We start from the raw sequence: 19505 nt of genomic DNA, 5'->3' as shown, positions 1-19505 counted from the left end.
ATCTCCGACGGTGCGCCCGCCGCCGACGGTGCGGCCGTGGAGCCGGGCGCCCCCGGCCCGGCGGAAGGCACGCCCGCGTGAGCGCTGCCCCCGGCGCCTGGCGCTCGCCGCTCACTGCTGCCCTCGTCGCCGGCGCCGAGGCGCCCGTCAGCGACGCCCGGTTCGCGGCCGAGCGGATCTGCTACGCCCAGCGGATCCCCGCCGAGGGCGGCCGGATCGGAGTCTTCACCACCGCCGTCGCCCGCCCCGGCGAGGCCCGCCAGCTGCTGCCGGCCGGGTTCAGCGCCCGCAGCCGCGTCCACGAGTACGGCGGCGGGGCCTGGGCGCTTGACGACGCGGGCCTGCTCGTCTTCGTCAACGGCGCCGACCAGCGCCTCTACCGCCTCGACACCGCCCGCACCGGGGCGGACCCGGAGCCGCTCACCCCCGCCAGCGGGGCGGCCGTGCGCTACGGCGGCCTCGCGTACTCGGGCGGCCGCCTGCTGGGGATCCGCGAGGCGCACCTGCCGGGCGGGATCGAGCGCGCCATCGTCGCGATCGACCCGCGCGCGCCCGCAGTCGCAGCGCACACCAGCGCCGAGCCCGCACAGGCCTGCGCAGCGCCCGCCGTCGCGGAGCTGGCCCGCGGGCCGCACTTCCTCGCCCAGCCGCAGCTGTCCCCGGACGGCGCACTGCTCGCATTCATCGGCTGGGACCACCCCGACATGCCGTGGGACGAGACGCGGCTCTACCTGTGCGAGCCGGGCGGCGAGCCCTGCGCCGTCTTCGGCCAGCCCGGCGAATCCGTGCTCCAGCCCCAGTGGCTGTCCACCGCCCGGCTCGCCGTGAGCGCCGACCGCACCGGGACCTGGACGCTCTACCGGCTCAGCGCGCCGGACTTCCTGGCCCGGGCCCAGGGCCGCCCCGGTGCCATGCGGCCCGAGGCCGAGCCCCTGCTGGCGGACCAGGGCGAGATCGGCGGCCCGCTGTGGAGCCTCGACGCCCGTTGGTACCTGCCCGCCCGCGGCGGCAGCCGCATCCTGGCCCAGGCGAGGAGCGGGACCTCCCGGCTGCTGTGGGCCGATGCCTCGCCCGCCGCCCGCGAGGACGGCGATGTGCGCGAACTGCCCTGCGAGCTCAGCGCGTTCGCCCTCGAGGACGTCTCCGGTGACACCGCGCTGCTGCTGGGCGGCGGGCCGGACCGGATCACCGGGCTCTACGCCTACGACATCCCCAGCGGCCGGCTCTTCGCCATCGCCCTGGCCGCGGAGCTGCCCGTCCCCGCGGCCTACCTGCCGCGCCCCGCGGTCCGCGAGTTCGACGGCGTCCACGCGATCGTCTACCCGCCCCACAGCCCCGACGCGGAGGCCGCCGGGCCCGCGCCCTACCTCGCCGTCATCCACGGTGGCCCCACCGCGCAGGCCACCCCGCGGGTCTCGCTCGAGCACGCCTACTTCACCTCGCGGGGGATCGGCGTCGTCGAGGTCGACTACGGCGGCTCCACCGGCTACGGGCGGGCCTACCGCGAGCGGCTGCGCGGCCGCTGGGGCGAGGTGGACGTCGCCGACGCGGTGACGGTCATGACAGCGCTCGTCGCCGAGGGCGCGGCCGATCCCGCCCGGCTGGGCATCCGCGGCGGCTCGGCCGGGGGCTACACGGTGCTGCGCGCGCTGACCGACACGACGGTCTTCGCGGCGGGCGCCAGCTACTACGGGGTGGCGGACCTGACGACGCTGGCCGCCTCCACCCACGACTTCGAGTCCCGCTACGTGGAGGGCCTGGCCGGCGGCCCGGAGGCATACGCGGGCGCTTCGCCGCTGGGCCGCCTCGACACCGTGCGCGCGCCCATCGCGATCTTCCAGGGCGACGTCGATCCGGTGGTGCCGCGCAGTCAGGCCGAGCAGCTGGCCGCAGGCCTGGACGAGCGGGGCGTGCCGTACGCGGCGCTGTTCTTCCCCGGCGAGTCCCACGGCTTCACCCAGCCGGCCAACATCGCCGCCGCCCTCGAGGCGGAGCTGTCCTTCTACGGCCGCGTCATGGGCTTCGAGACCCCCGATGTGCCGCCGGTCGTGCTGCGGGGGCGGGGCCGGTGAGCGCCCTGCGCGCGGCGGGCCTGGGGCCCTGGCCCGGCACCGATGCCCGCGAGGCCGCGGCCGCGTCCTTCGCGGAGCTCGGCGAGGGCCTGCCCCCGCTGCCGCTGCTCGCCGCTCCGGCCGTGGGCGAGACCCGGTGGGCCGTGGACGCCGTCGGCTGCGCCGCCGCCCTGCTCGACGGCCTGCCCGTCGACCGCGACTCCTACGGCTGGCGCCTGGCCGCGGGGGCCGGGCGCGATCTGCGCCGCGAGCGCTCCCGCACGGCGCGCGCGCTCGAGGCCGCCGAGGAGTACGGCGCGGGCTTCGAGGGCCGCGCGCTGCTCAGCCTGCCCGGCCCGTGGACCCTGCTGAGCGCGCTCAGCCTGCCCGGCGGCGGCCGCGCCCTGGCCGATCCGGGGGCCGTGCGCGACGTGCTCCAGGCCTACGCGGCCGGTGCCGAGCAGCTGCTGGCCCGCGCGCAGCGGGCGCTCGGCCAGGCCCCGCGCGTGCGCCTGCTCGAGACCGCCCTTGACGCCGTGCTGGCCGGGAGGGTGCCCACCGTCTCCGGGCTGCGCACCCTGCCGGCCGTGCCGGAGGCCGCGGTCGTGGGCGGGTTGCGCTCGTTCCTCCGCCGCACCGGCGAGGACACGATCATCGCCCTGCCACGGCTGGGCAGCGTCGAGGTGCGCGGCGCGCGCCTGCGCCGCGAAGACCTCCTCGCCGATGCCGGTGCCGGCGCCATCGCCGTGCCGCTGCCGGCGGACTCCCCGGCAGGGCGCGCGCACTGGGAGCGGCTGGCGGAGGCAGCGGACTCCGGTACCGAGGTCTGGCTGCGCCTGCCCGCCGACGCGGGCGCCGAGCCCGGTGAGGTCACCCGCTGGGTCGACGCCGTGCGCCGGCCCTGGACGGCCCTCGGCATGCCCGCGGCCGCCGCGGCCGCACTGGGCGTCCTCACCGGCTGGGAGCTGCCGGTGGACGACCCGCCGCTGCTGCCGGCGGATGCCGCGCCCGCGGGAGCGCGCACCCGTCTGCGCCTGGCCGCCCGCATCGCCGCCGCACTCGAGGAGGACGCATGACGAGCAAGACCCCCGTGCCCGACCCCGCCGAGCCGGCGCACCCCGAGCCCACCCCGGAGGATGCGAGCGGGCCCGGCGCCGACCTCGGCGACCCCGCGGCCCGCCAGCGGCTCGCCCACGAGCTGGCCGCCCAGATCGACGCCCACCGCGAGGCTTACTACGTTGCCGACGCGCCCACGGTCTCCGATGCGCAGTTCGACGCGCTCATGGAGCGCCTGCGCGGACTCGAGGAGGCCTACCCGGAGCTCGCGAGCGCCGATTCGCCCACCCAGCGGGTGGGCGGCCGGGCCGACACCTCGACGTTCGAGGCGGTCGACCACACCGCGCGGATGTACTCCCTGGACGACGTCTTCTCCGTCGAGGAGCTCGACGCCTGGTTCGCCCGCGTGGCCAAGCAGGTGCCCGCGGGCACCCGCTTCCTCTCGGAGCTCAAGATCGACGGCCTGGCCGTCAACCTGCTCTACCGCGCGGGCCGGCTGGTGCGCGCGGCCACCCGCGGTGACGGCTACACGGGCGAGGACATCACCGCCAACGTGCGCACGATCGCGGACATCCCCGCCCGGTTGGACACCGAGCACCCGCCGGAGCAGGTGGAGATCCGCGGCGAGGTCTTCTTCCCGGTCGAGGCGTTCGGCGAGCTCAACGCGGGCCTCGTCGAGCAGGGCAAGGCGCCGTTCGCCAATCCCCGCAACGCCGCCGCCGGCTCACTGCGCCAGAAGGACCCGCGCGTGACCGCGCAGCGGCCCCTGCACATGCTCGTCCACGGGGTGGCGGCCTGGGTCCCGGCCGACGAATCCCACCCGGAGCCCGCGCTGCAGTCCGAGGTCTACGAGCTGCTGCGCTCCTGGGGGATGCCGATCAGCGAGTACTTCCGCGAGTGCCGCACCCAGCGCGACGTCAACGACTACATCGCCTACTACGGCGAGCACCGCCACGATGTCCTCCACGAGATCGACGGGATCGTCGTCAAGGTCGACGACATCGCGGTCCAGGGGAGCTGGGCTACACCTCGCGCGCCCCGCGCTGGGCCTGTGCCTACAAGTACCCGCCGGAGGAGGTGACGACGAAGCTGCTCGACATCGGCGTCCACATCGGCCGCACGGGCCGGGCCACCCCCTACGCCATCATGGAGCCGGTGCGCGTGGCCGGCTCCACCGTGGACCGCGCGACCCTCCACAACGCCCACGAGGTCGCGCGCAAGGGCTTGCTCATCGGCGACACCGTCGTGCTGCGCAAGGCCGGCGACGTCATCCCCGAGGTGCTCGGCCCGGTCGTCGCAGACCGCGACGGCACGCAGCGCGAGTGGCACATGCCCGCCGACTGCCCGGCCTGCGGCACCCCGCTGGCCGAGCAGAAGGAGGGCGACAAGGACCTGCGCTGCCCCAATGCGCTCTCCTGCCCCGCCCAGGTCACCGGGCGCATCGAGCACGCCGCCTCCCGCGGCGCCTTCGACATCGAGTCCCTGGGGGAGGAGTCGGCCATCGCGCTCACCGACCCGGACCGCCGCCGGCCCGAGGCGCTGGCCGGGCTGGGCGCGGGCCACGCCCTCTACCTGCCGCTGCGCTCGGCGGCCGATGCGCAGCTCGAGCAGTTCTGCGTCGTCAAGAACGGCGCGGTGGCCGAGGGCACCGACGGGGTGCCGCTGCTGCGGGTCACAGACCCCGCCGACCCCCTGCTGCCCGGCCCCCAGGCCCCCGTCGTCACGACCGGGGCCAACCTCTTCGACCTCACCGCAGACGACCTGCGCGACGTCCTCGTCTTCCAGCCCGAGCGCCGCGACGGCGAGCCCACCGGCGACTGGCGCCTGGCGCCGGCGTTCTGGTCGCGGCCGAAGTACGGCTTCTACAAGTCCGCCGGGCAGTGGCGCGAGCAGCGCGGCTCCCAGCCGGGCAAGACCACCGAGGTTCTCATCGACGAGCTGGAGCGAGCGAAGGGCCAGCCGCTGTGGCGGGTGCTCGTGGCGCTCTCCATCCGCCATGTGGGGCCCACGGCCGCCCGCGCGCTCGCCGCCCGCTTCTACACGATGGACGGCCTGCGCGCGGCCAGCCGGGAGGAGCTCGCGGAGACCGAGGGAGTGGGGCCGACGATCGCCGACAGCGTCGTCGACTGGTTCGCCGTCGACTGGCACGCGGCCCTCGTGGACGGCTGGGCGGCCTCCGGCGTGCAGATGGCCGATGCGGCGCCGGAGGAGTCCGGGGCGCCGCAGACCCTGGCCGGGCTGACGATCGTCGCGACGGGCTCCGTGCCCGGCTACACCCGCGACGGCATCAAGGAGGCGATCGTCGCAGCCGGCGGCAAGGCGGCCGGTTCCGTGTCGAACAAGACGGACTACGTGGTGGCCGGCGACGCGGCGGGCTCGAAGCTCGCCAAGGCCGAGGAGCTGGGCGTGCCGATCCTCGACGCCGACGGCTTCGCGCGGCTGCTGGCCGAGGGGCCCGACGCCGGCGGGGACGAGACGGCGGGCGATGCCGCGGATGCCGCCGCGGACGACGGTGCGGACGAGACGGTGGCCGACCCAACGGGCGACACGCCGGAGGGCTGAGCGCCCGAATCCGCTGCACCGGGCCGCCTCCCGCGCCGTCACGGGGCACGCGGGGCCGCCCTCAGCCGGGGCACAGGCGCGCACCCCACCGCACTCAGCCGCGGCTGGGACAGTGGGACGCATGAACCGCACCACCCGCTTCGTCCTCCTCAGCACGCTGGGCCTCTCGGCCGCCCTCACGAGCATCGCCGCCGCGCAGGCGCCGGCCCCGCCCGCGCCTCGGGCACTGCTGGAGGCCACGTTCCACGGCGGGGGCGCCCGCCAGGAGCCCACGGCCGCCGCGCCCGCGGCCGCCGCGCCTCAGGCGGGCGAATCGGAGCGCTCGCGCGTGCAGGCGGTGCGCGCGGAGCTGCTCGCGGCCGCGGACGGCGGTGAGATGGCCCGCGCCGATGCCGAGCGCGTCGCGGCCGACCTCGCCGGCTACATCTCCGGTGAGCGCACGTTCCCCGAGAGCGCATGAGCCGCGGCGTGGGCCCCGCCGCCCGCTGACCGCGATGACGGCCCTGCTCCCGTCCACTCGCCCGAGCCCAGGGCGACCGCCGCACTCGGTGCTCCCGACCCCGCCCGGCGCACTCCGCGCACCGGGCCCGCGGGCCTCGATTAAGGTAGACGGCGAAGCGCGGCGGCCCGCCGCACAGCGAGAACCACAGCCCATCCACCTGAAGGGGTGACGATGCCGGAGCAATCCGCGATCACATCCGAAGAAGTGGCCCACCTGGCCCAGCTCGCCAGGATCGCCATGGACGACGAGGAGCTCGCGGCGCTGGCCGGGGACCTCAACCACATCCTCGGCAACGTCGCGCGAGTGGCGGAGGTCGCCACGGACGACGTGCCGGCCACGAGCCACCCGATCGCGCTGCGCAACGTCATGCGCCCCGACACCGTGGGCGAGACGCTCACCGCCGAGCAGGCGCTGTCGAACGCCCCCGCGGACGACGAGGGTAAGTTCCTCGTCCCGCAGATCCTCGGGGAGGAGTGACGATGGCCGACCTCACCCGCCTGAGCGCGCTCGACCTGGCCCAGGGGATGGCCGCCGGCGACTACTCCTCGACGGAGGTCACCCGCGCCCACCTCGACCGCATCGCCGCGGTCGACGAGCGCCTCAACGCCTTCATCACCGTCACGGCCGACACCGCGCTCGCCACCGCCGCGGACGTCGACCGCCGCCGCGCCGCCGGCGAGGAGCTCCCCCCGCTGGCCGGCGTGCCCGTCACGCACAAGGACCTCATCTCCACCTCGGGCATCCCCACGACGGCCGGGTCGAGGATGCTCGCCGACTTCGTGCCGCCCTACGACGCGACCGTCTACCGGAAGACCCAGGCCGCGCACATGCCGCTGCTGGGCAAGACGAACCTCGACGAGTTCGCGATGGGCTCCACGACTGAGCACTCGGCGTTCGGCCGCACGCTCAACCCGTGGGATCCCGCCCGCGTGCCCGGCGGCTCGTCTGGCGGTGCGGCGGCCTCCGTCGCCGCCTACGAGGCGCCCCTGTCCGTGGGCACGGACACCGGCGGCTCGGTGCGCCAGCCCGCCGCCTTCACCGGCACCGTGGGCGTCAAGCCCACGTACGGCTCCGTGTCCCGCTACGGCGTCATCGCGATGACCTCGTCCATGGACCAGGTGGGCCCGGTGGCCCGCACGGTGGCCGATGCGGCGGCGCTGCACGGCGTGCTCGCCGGCCACGACCGCTTCGACTCCACCTCCCTGCCCGAGGCGGTGCCGGACTTCACCGCCGCCGCGCGGGCCGGCGCGGCGGCGGGCCTGGCGGGCAAGCGGCTGGGCGTCATCAAGCAGCTCCAGGGCGAGGGCTGGGAGCCCGGCGTCCTCGCGGCCTTCCGGGCCGCACTGGACGCCGCCGAGGCGCAGGGCGCCGAGATCGTCGAGGTGGACCTGCCGGCGCTGTCCTACGCGCTCGACGCCTACTACCTCATCATGCCCTCAGAGGTGTCCTCGAACCTGGCCCGCTACGACGGGATGCGCTACGGCCTGCGCGCCGAGCCCGAGTCCGGGACCGTCACGGCCGAGACGGTCATGGCCGCCACGCGCGCCGCGGGCTTCGGCGCGGAGGTCAAGCGCCGCATCATCCTGGGCACCTACGCGCTGTCGGCCGGCTACTACGACGCCTACTACGGCTCCGCGCAGAAGGTCCGCACGCTCGTCCAGCGGGACTTCGCGCGCGCCTTCGAGGCCGCCGATGCGCTCGTCTCGCCCACCGCGCCCACGACGGCCTACGAGTTCGGCGCCGAGTCCGCCGACGATCCGATGGCCCTCTACCTGGGCGACATCGCGACGATCCCGGCGAACCTCGCCGGCATCCCCGGGATGAGCCTGCCGGCGGGCCTGGCCGACGGCCTGCCCGTGGGCTTCCAGCTGCTGGCCCCCGCGCGCGAGGACGCCCGCCTCTACGAGGTGGGCGCCGGCCTGGAAACCGCCCTGGCGAGCGCGGGCGCGGGCCCGGTCCTCGCCTCGGCCCCGGAACTGTGAGCGAGAGGGACTGAGATGAAGTACGAAGAGGCAATCGAGCGCTACGACCCGGTCCTGGGCATCGAGGTCCACGTGGAGCTCGGCACCGCCACGAAGATGTTCGACGCCGCGCCCAACTCGTTCGGCGGCGGCGCGAACGAGAACACCACGCCCGTCTCGCTCGGCCTGCCCGGAGCGCTGCCGGTCGTCAACGAGAAGGGCGTGGAGTACGCGATCCGGATCGGCCTGGCGCTGGGCTGCGAGATCGCGCAGTCCTGCCGGTTCGCGCGCAAGAACTACTTCTACCCGGACAACCCGAAGAACTTCCAGACCTCCCAGTTTGACGAGCCGATCGCCGCGAACGGCGGCATCGACGTCGAACTCGAGGACGGCCAGCTCGTGCACGTGCCGATCGAGCGGGCGCACATGGAGGAGGACGCGGGCAAGAACACGCACGTGGGCGGCGCCGGCGGGCGCATCCACGGCGCGGACCACTCCCTCGTCGACTACAACCGCGCCGGCGTGCCGCTCGTGGAGATCGTCACCCACCCCATCGAGGGCACGGGCAGGCGAGCGCCCGAGGTGGCAGCCGCCTATGTGCGCACCCTGCGCGACATCTTCAAGGCCCTCGGCGTCTCCGAGGCGAAGATGGAGCAGGGCAATGTGCGCGCCGACATCAACGTCTCGCTGCGCGACTCGCCGGACGCCCCGTTGGGCACGCGCACGGAGACGAAGAACGTCAACTCGTTCCGCTCGATCGAGCGGGCCGTGCGCTTCGAGATCGCCCGCCAGGCCACGCTGCTCGCCGCCGGCGAGTCGATCCTCCAGGAGACCCGCCACTTCCACGAGGACACCGGCGAGACCTCGTCCGGGCGCGTGAAGTCCGATGCGGACGACTACCGGTACTTCCCGGAGCCGGACCTCGTGCCGGTCGAGCCGGCCCGCGAGTGGGTCGAGGAGATCCGCGCCTCGCTGCCGGAGCTGCCCGCCGCGCGCCGCCGCCGGCTCATCGGAGAATGGGGCATCACGGAGCTGGAGATGCGCGACGTCATCAACGCCGGCCTCCTGGACCCCGTCGAGGAGACGGTCAAGCTGGGCGCGTCGCCCGCGGCGGCGCGCAAGTGGTGGACCGGTGAGGTCGCCCGCCGCGCCAAGCAGGACGAGCGGGATCCCGAGGACCTCGTGAGCCCCGCCCAGATCGCCGAGCTCGCGGGCCTCGTCGAGGCCGGCAGGCTCAACGACAAGCTCGCCCGGCAGGTTCTCGACGGCACGATCTCGGGCGAGGGCAGCCCCGCCGAGGTCATGGCCGCCCGCGGGCTCGAGATCGTCCAGGACGACGGCGCGCTCGAGGCCGCCGTCGACCAGGCGATCGCGGACAACCCCGACGTCGTGGAGAAGATCCGCGGCGGCAAGCAGCAGGCGATCGGGGCGCTCATCGGCCCGATCATGAAGGCCACGCGCGGCCAGGCCGATGCGGGCCGCGCCCGCGAGCTGATCCTCGCCAGGCTCGGCTGAGCGCACCCCGCCCGCCGCTCGCCTCTGGCACGACCGGGGGCGGGCCGCGGCGGTGTGCGCCGGAGGCCGGCGCCGTGCACGCGTGCGGCGCCGGGGGCAGCCGCCGTGCGGCCGGGTGGTGCGGGCTCAGGCGCCGGGGTGCCCGGGCCCGTTCGCGCGCGAGGCTCCTGAGCTGCCGTCGAGGATGCGGGCGGTCACGGCCGCCGGGTCGAGGTCGAGGCGGCGCAGCAGCTGGGCATTGGCGGCGACGACCACGGTCGAGGCGGACATGAGCAGGGCGCCCGCGCTCATGGGCATGAGGAAGCCGATGGGCGCCAGCACCCCGGCGGCCAGCGGCACCGCGATGAGGTTGTAGCCGGCGGCCCACCAGAGGTTCTCCACCATCTTGCGGTAGGCCCTGCGCGAGAGCTCGAAGACGGAGAGCACGGCGCGGGGGTCGGACGAGGCGAGGATGACCCCGGCCGAGGCGATCGCGACATCCGTGCCGGCGCCGATCGCGATGCCGACGTCCGCGCGCGCCAGGGCGGGGGCGTCGTTGACGCCGTCGCCCACCATTGCGACCCGGTGCCCGTCGGCCTGGAGGGCCGCGATGTGCTTCTCCTTGTCCGCCGGGGCCACGCCGGCGAAGACCCGGTCGATGCCGAGCCCGCGCGCCGTGGCCTCCGCCACCTCCTGCGCGTCGCCGGTGATCATGACGACGCCGATGCCCTCCCGATGGAGTGCCGCGACCGCCTCGGCGGACTCGGGGCGCACGTCGTCGGCGAGCTCGAGGGCGCCGATGACGCGCCCGTTCGCGAGCACGTGGAGGACCGTCGCGCCGTCGGCCGACCAGTCGTGCGCGGCGGTCAGCGGCTGCGCGCCGGCATCCGCGAGCAGGGCGGGCCCGCCCACCTGCACGCGCGCGCCGTCCACCCGCGCCTGGACGCCCACCGCCGGGCGGGAGGAGAAGTCGGAGAACTGCGGGATCGTCAGGCCGCGCTCCTGCGCCGCGGCGACGATCGCGCGGGCCAGCGGGTGCTCGCTGTCGGACTCGGCGGCCGCGGCCAGGCGCAGGACTTCGTCGGCGCCGGGGGAGGCGCCGTCGGATGCGGTGGCGATGTCCGTGACCGCGGGCTCGCCGCGGGTGAGCGTGCCGGTCTTGTCGAACACGACCGTCGAGACGGTGCGCATCGCCTCGAGCGCCAGCCGGTCGCGGATGAGCACGCCCGCGCGGGCGGCCCGCTCGGTGGCGATCGAGATGACGAGGGGGATCGCCAGACCCAGCGCGTGGGGGCAGGCGATGACGAGGACGGTGACCGTGCGCACCACCGCCTCGTCCGGCCGGCCCAGCCCCAGCGCCCAGACGAGCGCGGTGACGACCGCGGCGCCGAGTGCGAACCAGAACAGCCAGCCGGCCGCGCGATCGGCCAGCGCCTGCGTGCGCGAGGACGACTGCTGGGCCTGTGCGACGAGGCCCTGGATGCCGGCCAGGGCGGTGTCATCGCCCGTGGCGGTGACGCGCACCCGCAGCCCGGAGTCCTGTGCGACGGTGCCCGCGACCACCCGGTCGCCGGCCGAGCGGACGACCGGCCGCGACTCGCCCGTGATCATCGACTCGTCGAGGTGGGCCGAGCCGTCGACGACCTCGCCGTCGGCGGGCACGGCCGCCCCCGGCCGGACGATGACCGTGTCGCCCACGCGCAGGGCTGCGGGCGCGACGCGCTCGGTGGTCTCCCCGTCCCGGCCGGGCACCGCGCGCTCGGCCTCCTCGGGCAGCAGCGCGGCGAGGGAGTCCAGGGCGGAGGAGGTCTGGGCCAGCGAGCGCATCTCGATCCAGTGGCCCAGCAGCATGATGACGATGAGGAGGGCGAGCTCCCACCAGAAGTCCAGGCCCGGGTCGAGCAGTCCGAGCGCCGCGCCCCACGACGATGCGAACGCCACGGTGATCGCCAGCGCGATGAGCAGCATCATCCCGGGCCGGCGCGCCCGCAGTTCGGAGGCGGCGCCGGTGAGGAACGGCCGGCCGCCCCACGCGTACATGACGGTGCCGAGCACCGGTGAGACCCAGGCCAGCGGCCCGGCGGGGATCTCATAGCCCACGAGCTGGGCGAACATCGGGCTGCACCCCACGACGGGCACCGCCAGGGCGAGCATGGTCCAGAACAGGCGCCGGAACATCGCCACGTGGTCGTGATGGCCCCCGTGGCCGTGGTGGTCGCCGCGACTGTGCTGGTCGTCGTGACCGTGGTCGTGCTGGTGACCGGGCTGGGTCCCGGGTGCCCCGGCCCCACCGCCGTGCCCGTGGGTCGGGTTGCCGCCGTGCTGGGCCCCACCACCGTGCTGGTCACCACCGCCGCACTGGCCGCCGCCGTGCCGGTTTCCCTCGGCACCGGGTCGTTGAGCGCCGGATGGCCGCGCCTCGGACGCCGGCGCTGCGCCGGGTGCTTCGGCGTGTCCTGGGCCGTGCGGGCGGGCGGTGTGCGGATCGGAGTGGGACATGCCTCGAACATATACCCCAAGGGGGTATCGGGCAAGGGGGTGGGCGGTGCTGCTGCGCGCCTCGGCGGGGCAGGGGGGTGGTGCCCTCAGCGGCGGTCCAGCCGGCGGACCTACACTGGCAGCAGTCCGCAGCGGCGGGCACCGGCCGGAGACGAGGAGGCGGCGATGAGCAGGTCCTGGCGATCCCTGTGGCGCAGGGAGTGCGCGGCGAGCGTGCCCGACTACCGCATCCTCGTCCCCGACAGCGTGCCGGACTCCGTGCTCCGCGCGTGGAGCGCCCGCGGCTACCGGGTGGGCGCCGGCACGGCGGGCCAGCCGAGCCTGCGCGGGGCGATGGCCTCGCGCCTCATGAACCGCAACATCATCCGCTCGAACGTCTCGTTCACCTCCTGGACCGCGGCGGGCGCCACCGGCACCGCCCTGTTCGGCCTGCCCACGGCGGTGCTGTCCCTGGCCTCCGGCGGGCTCTTCGAGGTGGGCGCGGTCGCCACCGGCCTGGCCGCCGCGGCGACCGCAGGGGTGTCCGGCGTGACGGGCTACAAGTACCTGCGCGATCCCAAGCGCCTGCGCCGGCGCGATCGCGAGGCCGCCGGCCGCGCCCGGTGGATCACGCCCGCGCTGCTCGGTTGGCGCCCGGGGCCCGGCGGCCAGGACACGGACGAGCAGCGCCTCTTCCAGCTGGCCGTCGCCACCGCGCGGCGCATCGTCGCCACCCGCGCCTGGAGCCACCCGGTGCTGGCCGACCACGTGGCGCGGGTGGACCTCGACCACGCGGTCGCCTCGATCGGCGTGCGGCTGAGCGAGCTGCTCGAGCTGCGCGCGGAGCTCGAGCGGGTGCGCGAGCCGCACACCGCCAAGCAGATCGACGTCTACCGCGAGAAGCTCGCGCAGGCGTTCGGCTCGATGGCCGGCCGGGTCGTCGCGATGCACGAGTACTACGGGCGGCTCACGGACCTCGACCGCCAGCTCACGGTCCTCGAGCACACCGAGGCCTCGCGGGCGCTGGGGGACCGGGTGCTCGACGTGCTCTCGCACACCGCGGACGACGAGTCCGCCGACTGGCGCTTCCGCGAGCTCAACATCGAGGCCGAATCGCACGGCGATGCGATCCGCGGCCTGCTGGGCGAGCTCGAGGCCTCCGCCGGCGAGTTCGACGGGCTCGACGACCTCGACCGCCGGCTCGCAGCCGCCCAGCGGGAGACGGGCGGCTCCCATGCCGCGGGCACCCGGCCCGTGCGCGGTGCCGCTTCGCCCCACGCGTCCGCGGGTGAGCGACCCGCGCCCGAGGTCGAGCGCCCCGCGCGCCAGGGCGAGCGCTGAGCCGCGGCGTGGAGCCCCCCATCATCATCGGCGTGGCCGGCGGCAGCGGCAGCGGCAAGACCACGCTCACGCGGGCCCTCATGGACGCCTACCGCGGGCGCTGCGTGCTGCTGCGCCAGGACGACTACTACGCCCGCCGCGACGACCTCGCATTCGAGCAGCGCGCGGCGCTCAACTACGACGCGCCCGAGGCGTTCGACGACGCCCTGCTCATCGAGCACCTCGCCCGGCTGCGCGAGGGGCGGGCCGTGGACTCGCCGGTCTACGACTTCGCCGACCAGAACCGCTCAGAGGCCACAGTGCGTGTCGAGCCGCGCCCCGTCATCATCGTCGAGGGCATCCTCATCTACGCCGATGAGGCGCTGTGCGCGCTGTTCGACATCCGGCTCTTCGTCGACACCGACGCGGACGTCCGCATCCTGCGCCGCATCCGCCGCGACGTCATCGAGCGGGGGCGCTCCCTCGAATCCGTCGAGCACAAGTACCTCACCACCGTGAAGCCCATGCACGAGCTCTACGTCGAGCCCTCGAAGCGCCGCGCGGACCTCGTCATCCCCGCCGGCGGCCAGAACCTCGTCGCGCTCGACATGATCACCCGGGCCATCGACCGGCGCCTCTGAGCGGTCCCGCGCCCGAGGCGGGGGCCGAGCGGGCGACGCGCGCCCCGGGTGCGGGTCGAGCGTCCCCCGGCCCGCACCTCGGGCGCGGGATGGGGCACGGCGTCCCCGCGGGGACGTGAGAGCCCTCAGTGGCCGAACGGGTCCGGGTCCGTGCCCGGCAGCCAGGACTCGCCGGGCTCGCCGTAGCCCAGCTCCGCCTTCGCCTTCTTCCAGCGCTTGGCCCACTTGCCCTCGAGCCGGTCGACGTAGAGCGTGCCCTGGAGGTGGTCGAATTCGTGCTGCATGATGCGCGCGAACCAGCCCTCCACCGTAAGCGAGACGGGTTCGCCCGCCTCGTCGCGGCCGTTGACGGTCACCCGGTGGGCGCGCTTGAGCGGGAAGTCGAGGCCCGGCACGGACAGGCACCCCTCGGAGTCGTCGTCGGGGTCGGGGCGGCCCTCGGGCACGCGCGTGGCCACGAGGATCGGGTTGACGAACACGCCGGAGCGGTGGACGCCCGCCTCGTCGTCGTCCGCGTCGAAGACGAAGATCCGCCTGCCCACGCCGATCTGGGGCGCGGCCAAGCCCACCCCGTTGGAGGCCGCGAGCGTCTCGCGCATGTCCGAGACGAGCTCGCCCAGCTGCGCGTCGAAGGACTCGACGGGGGCCGCGGGAGCGTGGAGGACGGGCTCGCCGCACACGACGATGGGGTGGATGGCCATAGCCGCTGAGTCTAGTGGAGGCCCCGGGCCGCCCATGCGCCGCCTGCAAGAGTCCGGGGAGGCGGAATAAGCCGCGCGGGGCCTCAGTTGCCGCTCATAGGACGCCTTGCGCCGTCCCGCGCTGCCCGCCCGTCGGCGGCCGCGCGGGCGGCGCCCGGCGCGCCGAGCAGCTGAAGCCATTGGCTGGTCACCGGCGCCCCCCGCGATGCCGCGCGCAGCGGCCCGGCGGGCCGCCCCTCCCGCTCCGCGCGGGATCCGACCCTGCAGGCACGCGAAAGGACCGCACCGTGAAGATCTACGACAACGTCTCCGAGCTCATCGGCCACACCCCCCTCGTCAAGCTGGGCGCCGCCAGCGAGCGCACCGGCGCGGAGGTCGTCGCCAAGCTCGAGTACTACAACCCGGCGAACTCGGTGAAGGACCGGATCGGCGTGGCCATGGTCGACGCGGCTGAGGCATCCGGCGAGCTGCGCCCCGGCGGCACGATCGTCGAGGCCACGAGCGGCAACACCGGCATCGCGCTCGCGATGGTCGGAGCGGCCCGCGGCTACCGCGTGGTGCTGACGATGCCGGAGTCCATGTCGAAGGAGCGCCGCGCCCTGCTGCGCGCCTTCGGCGCCGAACTCGTCCTCACCCCGAAGGCCGAGGGCATGAAGGGCGCGGTGGACAAGGCGGAGGAGATCGGCGGCCAGGACAACGCGGTCCTCGTCCGCCAGTTCGAGAACCCGGCCAACCCGGAGATCCACCGCACCACCACCGCCCAGGAGATCCTCGCGGACACGGACGGGCGCGTCGACGTCTTCGTCGCCGGCATCGGCACCGGCGGCACGCTCACCGGCGTGGGCGAGGTGCTCAAGGACAAGGTGCCCGGCGTGCGCATCGTCGCCGTCGAGCCCGCCGCCTCCCCGCTGCTGAGCGAGGGCACCGCCGGCTCGCACACCATCCAGGGCATCGGCGCGAACTTCGTGCCGGGCGTGCTCAACCGCGAGGTCTACGACGAGGTCGTCGCAGTGGACAACGAAGCCGCGAACGAGGCCGCCCGCCGAGTCGCGCAGGAGGAGGGCATCCTCGTGGGCATCTCCTCGGGCGCCGCGCTCACCGCCGCCGAGGCGGTGGCGAGCCGGCCGGAGAACCAGGGCAAGCGCGTGGTCGTCGTCTTCCCGGACTTCGGCGAGCGCTACCTCTCCACGCCCCTGTTCGCCGAGTACATGGACTGAGGGCCGTGCGGTTCGGACTCGCCGCCGCGGCGGCAGCGGCCGGCGCGGCCGCCTACGGGCTGACCCGCCCGGGTGTGCGCGCGGCCCTGCGCGAGGACCTGGAGACCGCGCGGCGGCGCGACCCGGCGGCCACAAACGACCTCGTGACGATCCTCAGCTACCCCGGCCTCCACGCCATCTGGGCCCACCGCGGCCTGCACCGCCTCTGGCAGCGGCCCGCGGGCCGGGTGCCCGCGCGCCTGCTCTCCCAGGCCGTGCGCACGCTCACCGGCGTGGAGATCCACCCGGGAGCGCAGATCGGGCGGCGCTTCTTCATCGACCACGCCTCCGGGATCGTCGTCGGCGAGACCGCCGAGGTGGGCGATGACGTCATGCTCTACCAGCAGGTCACGCTGGGCGGCACATCGCTGCAGGCGGTCAAGCGCCACCCGACGGTGGGCGACGGCGCGATGATCGGCGCGGGCGCCAAGGTGCTCGGCCCCATCACGATCGGCGCGAACTCCTCCGTGGGCGCCAACGCCGTCGTCGTGCGCGATGTGCCGGCCGATTCCGTGGCCGTGGGCATCCCCGCCGCGGTGCGGCCGGCCAGGGGTGCGGGCGCGGCCCAGGCAGGTGGCGATCGGGCGGGCGCGCGGGGGCCGGGTGGCGCCGGCGGTGCTGACGGCGCGGGCGGTGATTCGGGACGCACCGCTGGTGCGGGCGGCTCGAGTGGCACCCGCGGCGAGGGGTCCGCGGGGGAGGCGCCTGCCGGCTCGCGCTCGCAGGACAGTTCGCGCCCGCCTGCCGGCTCGCGCCCGCCCGCCGCGCCGGCGGCGGATCCCGCCGATCCCGTGGACCCGGCCGTGCTCGTGGAGCCGGCGCTGTGGATCTGAGCGGGTGTGCGGCGGGCGCTGGACGCGCCCCTGCGCGGTCGCCGGGTGCGCATAGAGTGTGGCCATGAAGTCGACGTCGTCCGCCGTCATGGCAGCGGGGCCCTGCACATGCGCCTGCTGAGGCGCGTGGGCGGACGCGCGAAGATCCGCTGGCTGCGCGTGCTGGGCCGCCGCACCCGCGTCCTCGACGCGGGCAGCGGGCCGGTCGTGATCTGCTCCGCGGGCGTGGGCTCGGCGATCCCGGACTGGCTGCCGCTGGTCGAGGAGCTCGCCGCCGATCACCGCGTCATCGTCTTCGCCCGGCCCGGCTGGCGCGAGGCCTCGCCCCAGGAAGCCGAGTGCGCCCTCGCCGGCGCCGAGGCGGTCCACGAGGCCGCCGGCGCCGCGCTGACCCGTGTTTCCCTGCCCGTCGAGGCCGCGCGCCTCGTGGGCGTGCTCGACGCGTGCGGAGTGCGCGAACCCGCCCTGGCGCTCGGCCACTCGATGGGCGCCTACATCGTCGAGGCCGCCCTGCGCCTGCACCCGGAGCGGCTGCGCGGCGGGGTCTTCCTCGACGGCTCCACCCTCAGCGAGGCGGGGCTGCCGTTCGTGGCCGGTCGGCCGGCGCCGAAGGACTCGCTGGTGCGCACGGTGCAGCGCCGGCTGCTGGCGCGCGCGCGCTTCCTCTTCGACACCGGCTCGATCCTCGTGGGCGCCCTGCGCTGGGCGGGGATCTACGCGCGCCACGGGGTGCTGCCGCTGGCGTATGTGCAGCCCGGCTTCCTCCGGCGCCTCGTGCGCGAGATCGTCGACTTCGAGCACTGCGCCGGCCAGCTCGCAGCGCTGCGCTCCGGTGCGCCCCTGCGCCCGCAGGCGGTGCTGGGCATCTTCCCGGCCTCCGGGCTCGTCACCCAGCTGCGCTCGCGGCGCTGGGTGGGCGAGGTCTTCGCCGAGGCCCGCGAGCTGGCCCGCGAGTGCCGCGTCATCACCGAGGTCATCACGCGCTCGGGGCACTTCGTCATGGCCGACCGGCCCGCGCTCAGCGCGAACCTCATCCGCCGTGTCGAGGCCGAGTTCGACGGCGGCGCGGTGTGTGCGGCCGCCGGCTCGAGCGCGCGGGGCGAGGTGCCCTGCGGCGCCGAGGTGCGCGGGCCCGGCGTGCCCGGGCCGGGCGCGGGTGAGTCCGGGGCGCGCGGGGCGGGCCCGTCAGGGCCACGCGCGGGCGTGCCGAGCGTGGCGGCCCCCGGCGCGGTCGGTGCCCCCAGCGTGGTCGGTGCGTCCGGTGCGCGTGCGCTCTCCCCGCGCGGGCCCGGTGTCGGAATAAGCGTCCCAGGCCCCGCGTTGCACCCCCACAAGTTAGTTAAAAGTTAAACTAAGGAGTGGCCATGGAATTCGGCATCTTCACCATCGGGGACGTCACCCCGGACCCCGTGACCGGCACCGTGCCCACGGAGCACGAGCGCATCAAGGCGACGGTCGAGATTGCCAAGAAGGCCGAAGAGGTGGGCCTCGACGTCTTCGCCACCGGCGAGCACCACAATCCGCCGTTCGCGGCCCCGGCCAACCCGCCGGTCCTGCTGGCCAACATCGCCGCGCAGACGCAGCGCATCGAGCTGAGCACGGCCACCACCCTCATCACGACGAACGACCCCGTGCGCCTGGCCGAGGACTACTCCTACCTCCAGCACCTGGCCGATGGGCGGATGGACCTCATGCTGGGCCGCGGCAACACCGGCCCCGTCTACCCGTGGTTCGGCAAGGACATCCGGCAGGGCCTGCCGCTGGCCATCGAGCACTACAACCTGCTCCACCGGCTGTGGCGCGAGGAGGACCTCGACTGGGAGGGCAAGTTCCGCACCCCGCTGCAGGGGTTCACCGCCACCCCGCGCCCGCTCGACGGCGTCCCGCCGTTCGTGTGGCACGGGTCCATCCGCAGTCCCGAGATCGCCGAGCAGGCCGCCTACTACGGCGACGGCTTCTTCCACAACAACATCTTCTGGCCGACGTACCACACGCAGCGCATGGTCAACCTCTACCGCCAGCGCTACGAGTACTACGGCCACGGCACCGCCGACCAGGCGTTCGTGGGCCTGGGCGGGCAGGTCTTCATGCGCAAGGACTCGCAGGCGGCCTGGAACGAGTTCCGGCCGTACTTCGACAACGCGCCCGTCTACGGCCACGGCCCCAGCATGGAGGACTTCACGAAGCAGACCCCGCTGACCGTGGGCTCGCCGCAGCAGGTCATCGAGCGCACGCTGTCCTTCCGCGAATGGGCCGGCGACTACCAGCGCCAGCTCTTCCTCGTCGACCACGCGGGCCTGCCGCTCAAGACCGTGCTCGAGCAGATCGACCTCCTCGCCGAGGACGTCCTGCCCACCCTGCGCAAGGAGTTCGCCGCCCAGCACTCGCCCGAGGTGCCCGAGGCGCCCACCCACGAGTGGCTCGTCGCGCGCCACGAGGCCGACAAGGACCCGATCCCCGGCGGCGGCCGCGACTCCCAGGCGTTCAAGGACCGCGAGGAGCGCGCCCGCCGCGAGGCCGAGGAATCCAAGAAGTCCGAGGGCGCCACGAAGTCCGATGGGGCCGGCGGCGCCGGCTCCCAGGGCTGAGCCGCGCGGGGGCGAGGCCGGCGCGGCCTCGCCCCCGCGGGCTGTCATAGGGTGTGGGGGCA

Annotated in this window: 13 protein-coding genes and 2 pseudogenes; 13 read left to right on the top strand and 2 right to left on the bottom strand. The window is 75.1% G+C overall.

What is annotated here, in order from left to right:
• Positions 1 to 77 precede the first annotated feature (77 nt).
• The 7 genes and pseudogenes from GSY69_RS15185 (at position 78) to gatB (ending at position 9647) form a co-directional block, all read left to right on the top strand.
• Complete coding sequence (locus GSY69_RS15185) at positions 78 to 2072, top strand: S9 family peptidase (RefSeq protein ID WP_160953327.1); 1995 nt, start codon at positions 78 to 80, stop codon at positions 2070 to 2072.
• Positions 2069 to 3127: a uroporphyrinogen decarboxylase/cobalamine-independent methonine synthase family protein gene (locus GSY69_RS07915; protein WP_160953326.1), complete on the top strand. Its 1059-nt coding sequence runs from the start codon at positions 2069 to 2071 to the stop codon at positions 3125 to 3127. Before GSY69_RS15185 ends, GSY69_RS07915 begins: the two co-directional genes overlap by 4 nt.
• Positions 3124 to 5669 (top strand): annotated as a pseudogene (gene ligA, locus GSY69_RS07910) (NAD-dependent DNA ligase LigA). Before GSY69_RS07915 ends, ligA begins: the two are co-directional and overlap by 4 nt.
• Before the next feature lie 121 nt (positions 5670 to 5790).
• Positions 5791 to 6129, top strand: coding sequence for a hypothetical protein (locus GSY69_RS07905; protein WP_160953325.1), 339 nt, complete (start codon positions 5791 to 5793; stop codon positions 6127 to 6129).
• 213 nt (positions 6130 to 6342) lie between these two features.
• Complete coding sequence (gatC, locus tag GSY69_RS07900) at positions 6343 to 6648, top strand: Asp-tRNA(Asn)/Glu-tRNA(Gln) amidotransferase subunit GatC (RefSeq protein ID WP_160953324.1); 306 nt, start codon at positions 6343 to 6345, stop codon at positions 6646 to 6648.
• A gap of 2 nt (positions 6649 to 6650) precedes the next feature.
• Positions 6651 to 8153 carry an Asp-tRNA(Asn)/Glu-tRNA(Gln) amidotransferase subunit GatA gene (gene gatA / locus GSY69_RS07895; protein WP_160953323.1) on the top strand — a complete coding sequence of 501 codons (1503 nt, stop codon included), beginning with the start codon at positions 6651 to 6653 and terminating at the stop codon, positions 8151 to 8153.
• Between the two features lie 15 nt (positions 8154 to 8168).
• Positions 8169 to 9647 carry an Asp-tRNA(Asn)/Glu-tRNA(Gln) amidotransferase subunit GatB gene (gene gatB / locus GSY69_RS07890; protein WP_160953322.1) on the top strand — a complete coding sequence of 493 codons (1479 nt, stop codon included), beginning with the start codon at positions 8169 to 8171 and terminating at the stop codon, positions 9645 to 9647.
• A 126-nt stretch (positions 9648 to 9773) separates the two neighbouring features.
• Here the strand turns inward: gatB and GSY69_RS07885 are convergent, their stop codons facing one another.
• Positions 9774 to 12125, bottom strand: a complete 2352-nt coding sequence (locus GSY69_RS07885) for a heavy metal translocating P-type ATPase (RefSeq protein WP_160953321.1) — start codon at positions 12123 to 12125, stop codon at positions 9774 to 9776.
• A gap of 165 nt (positions 12126 to 12290) precedes the next feature.
• Between GSY69_RS07885 and GSY69_RS07880 the strand changes: the two genes are divergently transcribed.
• Together GSY69_RS07880 and udk are read left to right on the top strand one after the other, a co-directional pair.
• On the top strand, positions 12291 to 13445 hold the full coding sequence (locus GSY69_RS07880; RefSeq protein WP_202410934.1) for a hypothetical protein: 1155 nt from the start codon (positions 12291 to 12293) through the stop codon (positions 13443 to 13445).
• A gap of 8 nt (positions 13446 to 13453) precedes the next feature.
• A complete protein-coding gene (gene udk / locus GSY69_RS07875; RefSeq protein WP_160953320.1) occupies positions 13454 to 14065 on the top strand; it encodes a uridine kinase in 612 nt (203 codons plus the stop codon).
• Between the two features lie 125 nt (positions 14066 to 14190).
• Here the strand turns inward: udk and def are convergent, their stop codons facing one another.
• Positions 14191 to 14766, bottom strand: a complete 576-nt coding sequence (gene def, locus GSY69_RS07870; RefSeq protein WP_160953319.1) for a peptide deformylase — start codon at positions 14764 to 14766, stop codon at positions 14191 to 14193.
• Between the two features lie 287 nt (positions 14767 to 15053).
• On the opposite strand from def, the gene cysK reads away from it, so the two are divergent.
• The 4 genes and pseudogenes from cysK to GSY69_RS07850 all read left to right on the top strand — a co-directional run bounded on the left by cysK (position 15054) and on the right by GSY69_RS07850 (position 19443).
• Positions 15054 to 15983: a cysteine synthase A gene (gene cysK / locus GSY69_RS07865; protein WP_160953318.1), complete on the top strand. Its 930-nt coding sequence runs from the start codon at positions 15054 to 15056 to the stop codon at positions 15981 to 15983.
• A gap of 59 nt (positions 15984 to 16042) precedes the next feature.
• Positions 16043 to 16573 (top strand): annotated as a pseudogene (gene epsC, locus GSY69_RS14635) (serine O-acetyltransferase EpsC); the annotation flags it as partial.
• A 390-nt stretch (positions 16574 to 16963) separates the two neighbouring features.
• A complete protein-coding gene (locus tag GSY69_RS07855) occupies positions 16964 to 18205 on the top strand; it encodes an alpha/beta fold hydrolase (RefSeq protein ID WP_160953316.1) in 1242 nt (413 codons plus the stop codon).
• A gap of 14 nt (positions 18206 to 18219) precedes the next feature.
• On the top strand, positions 18220 to 19443 hold the full coding sequence (locus tag GSY69_RS07850; RefSeq protein ID WP_160953315.1) for an LLM class flavin-dependent oxidoreductase: 1224 nt from the start codon (positions 18220 to 18222) through the stop codon (positions 19441 to 19443).
• Positions 19444 to 19505 lie beyond the last annotated feature (62 nt).

The sequence above is a fragment of the Brevibacterium rongguiense genome, assembly GCF_009857845.1.
Taxonomy (GTDB): domain Bacteria; phylum Actinomycetota; class Actinomycetes; order Actinomycetales; family Brevibacteriaceae; genus Brevibacterium; species Brevibacterium rongguiense.
This window is presented reverse-complemented; position numbering and strand designations above follow the sequence as displayed.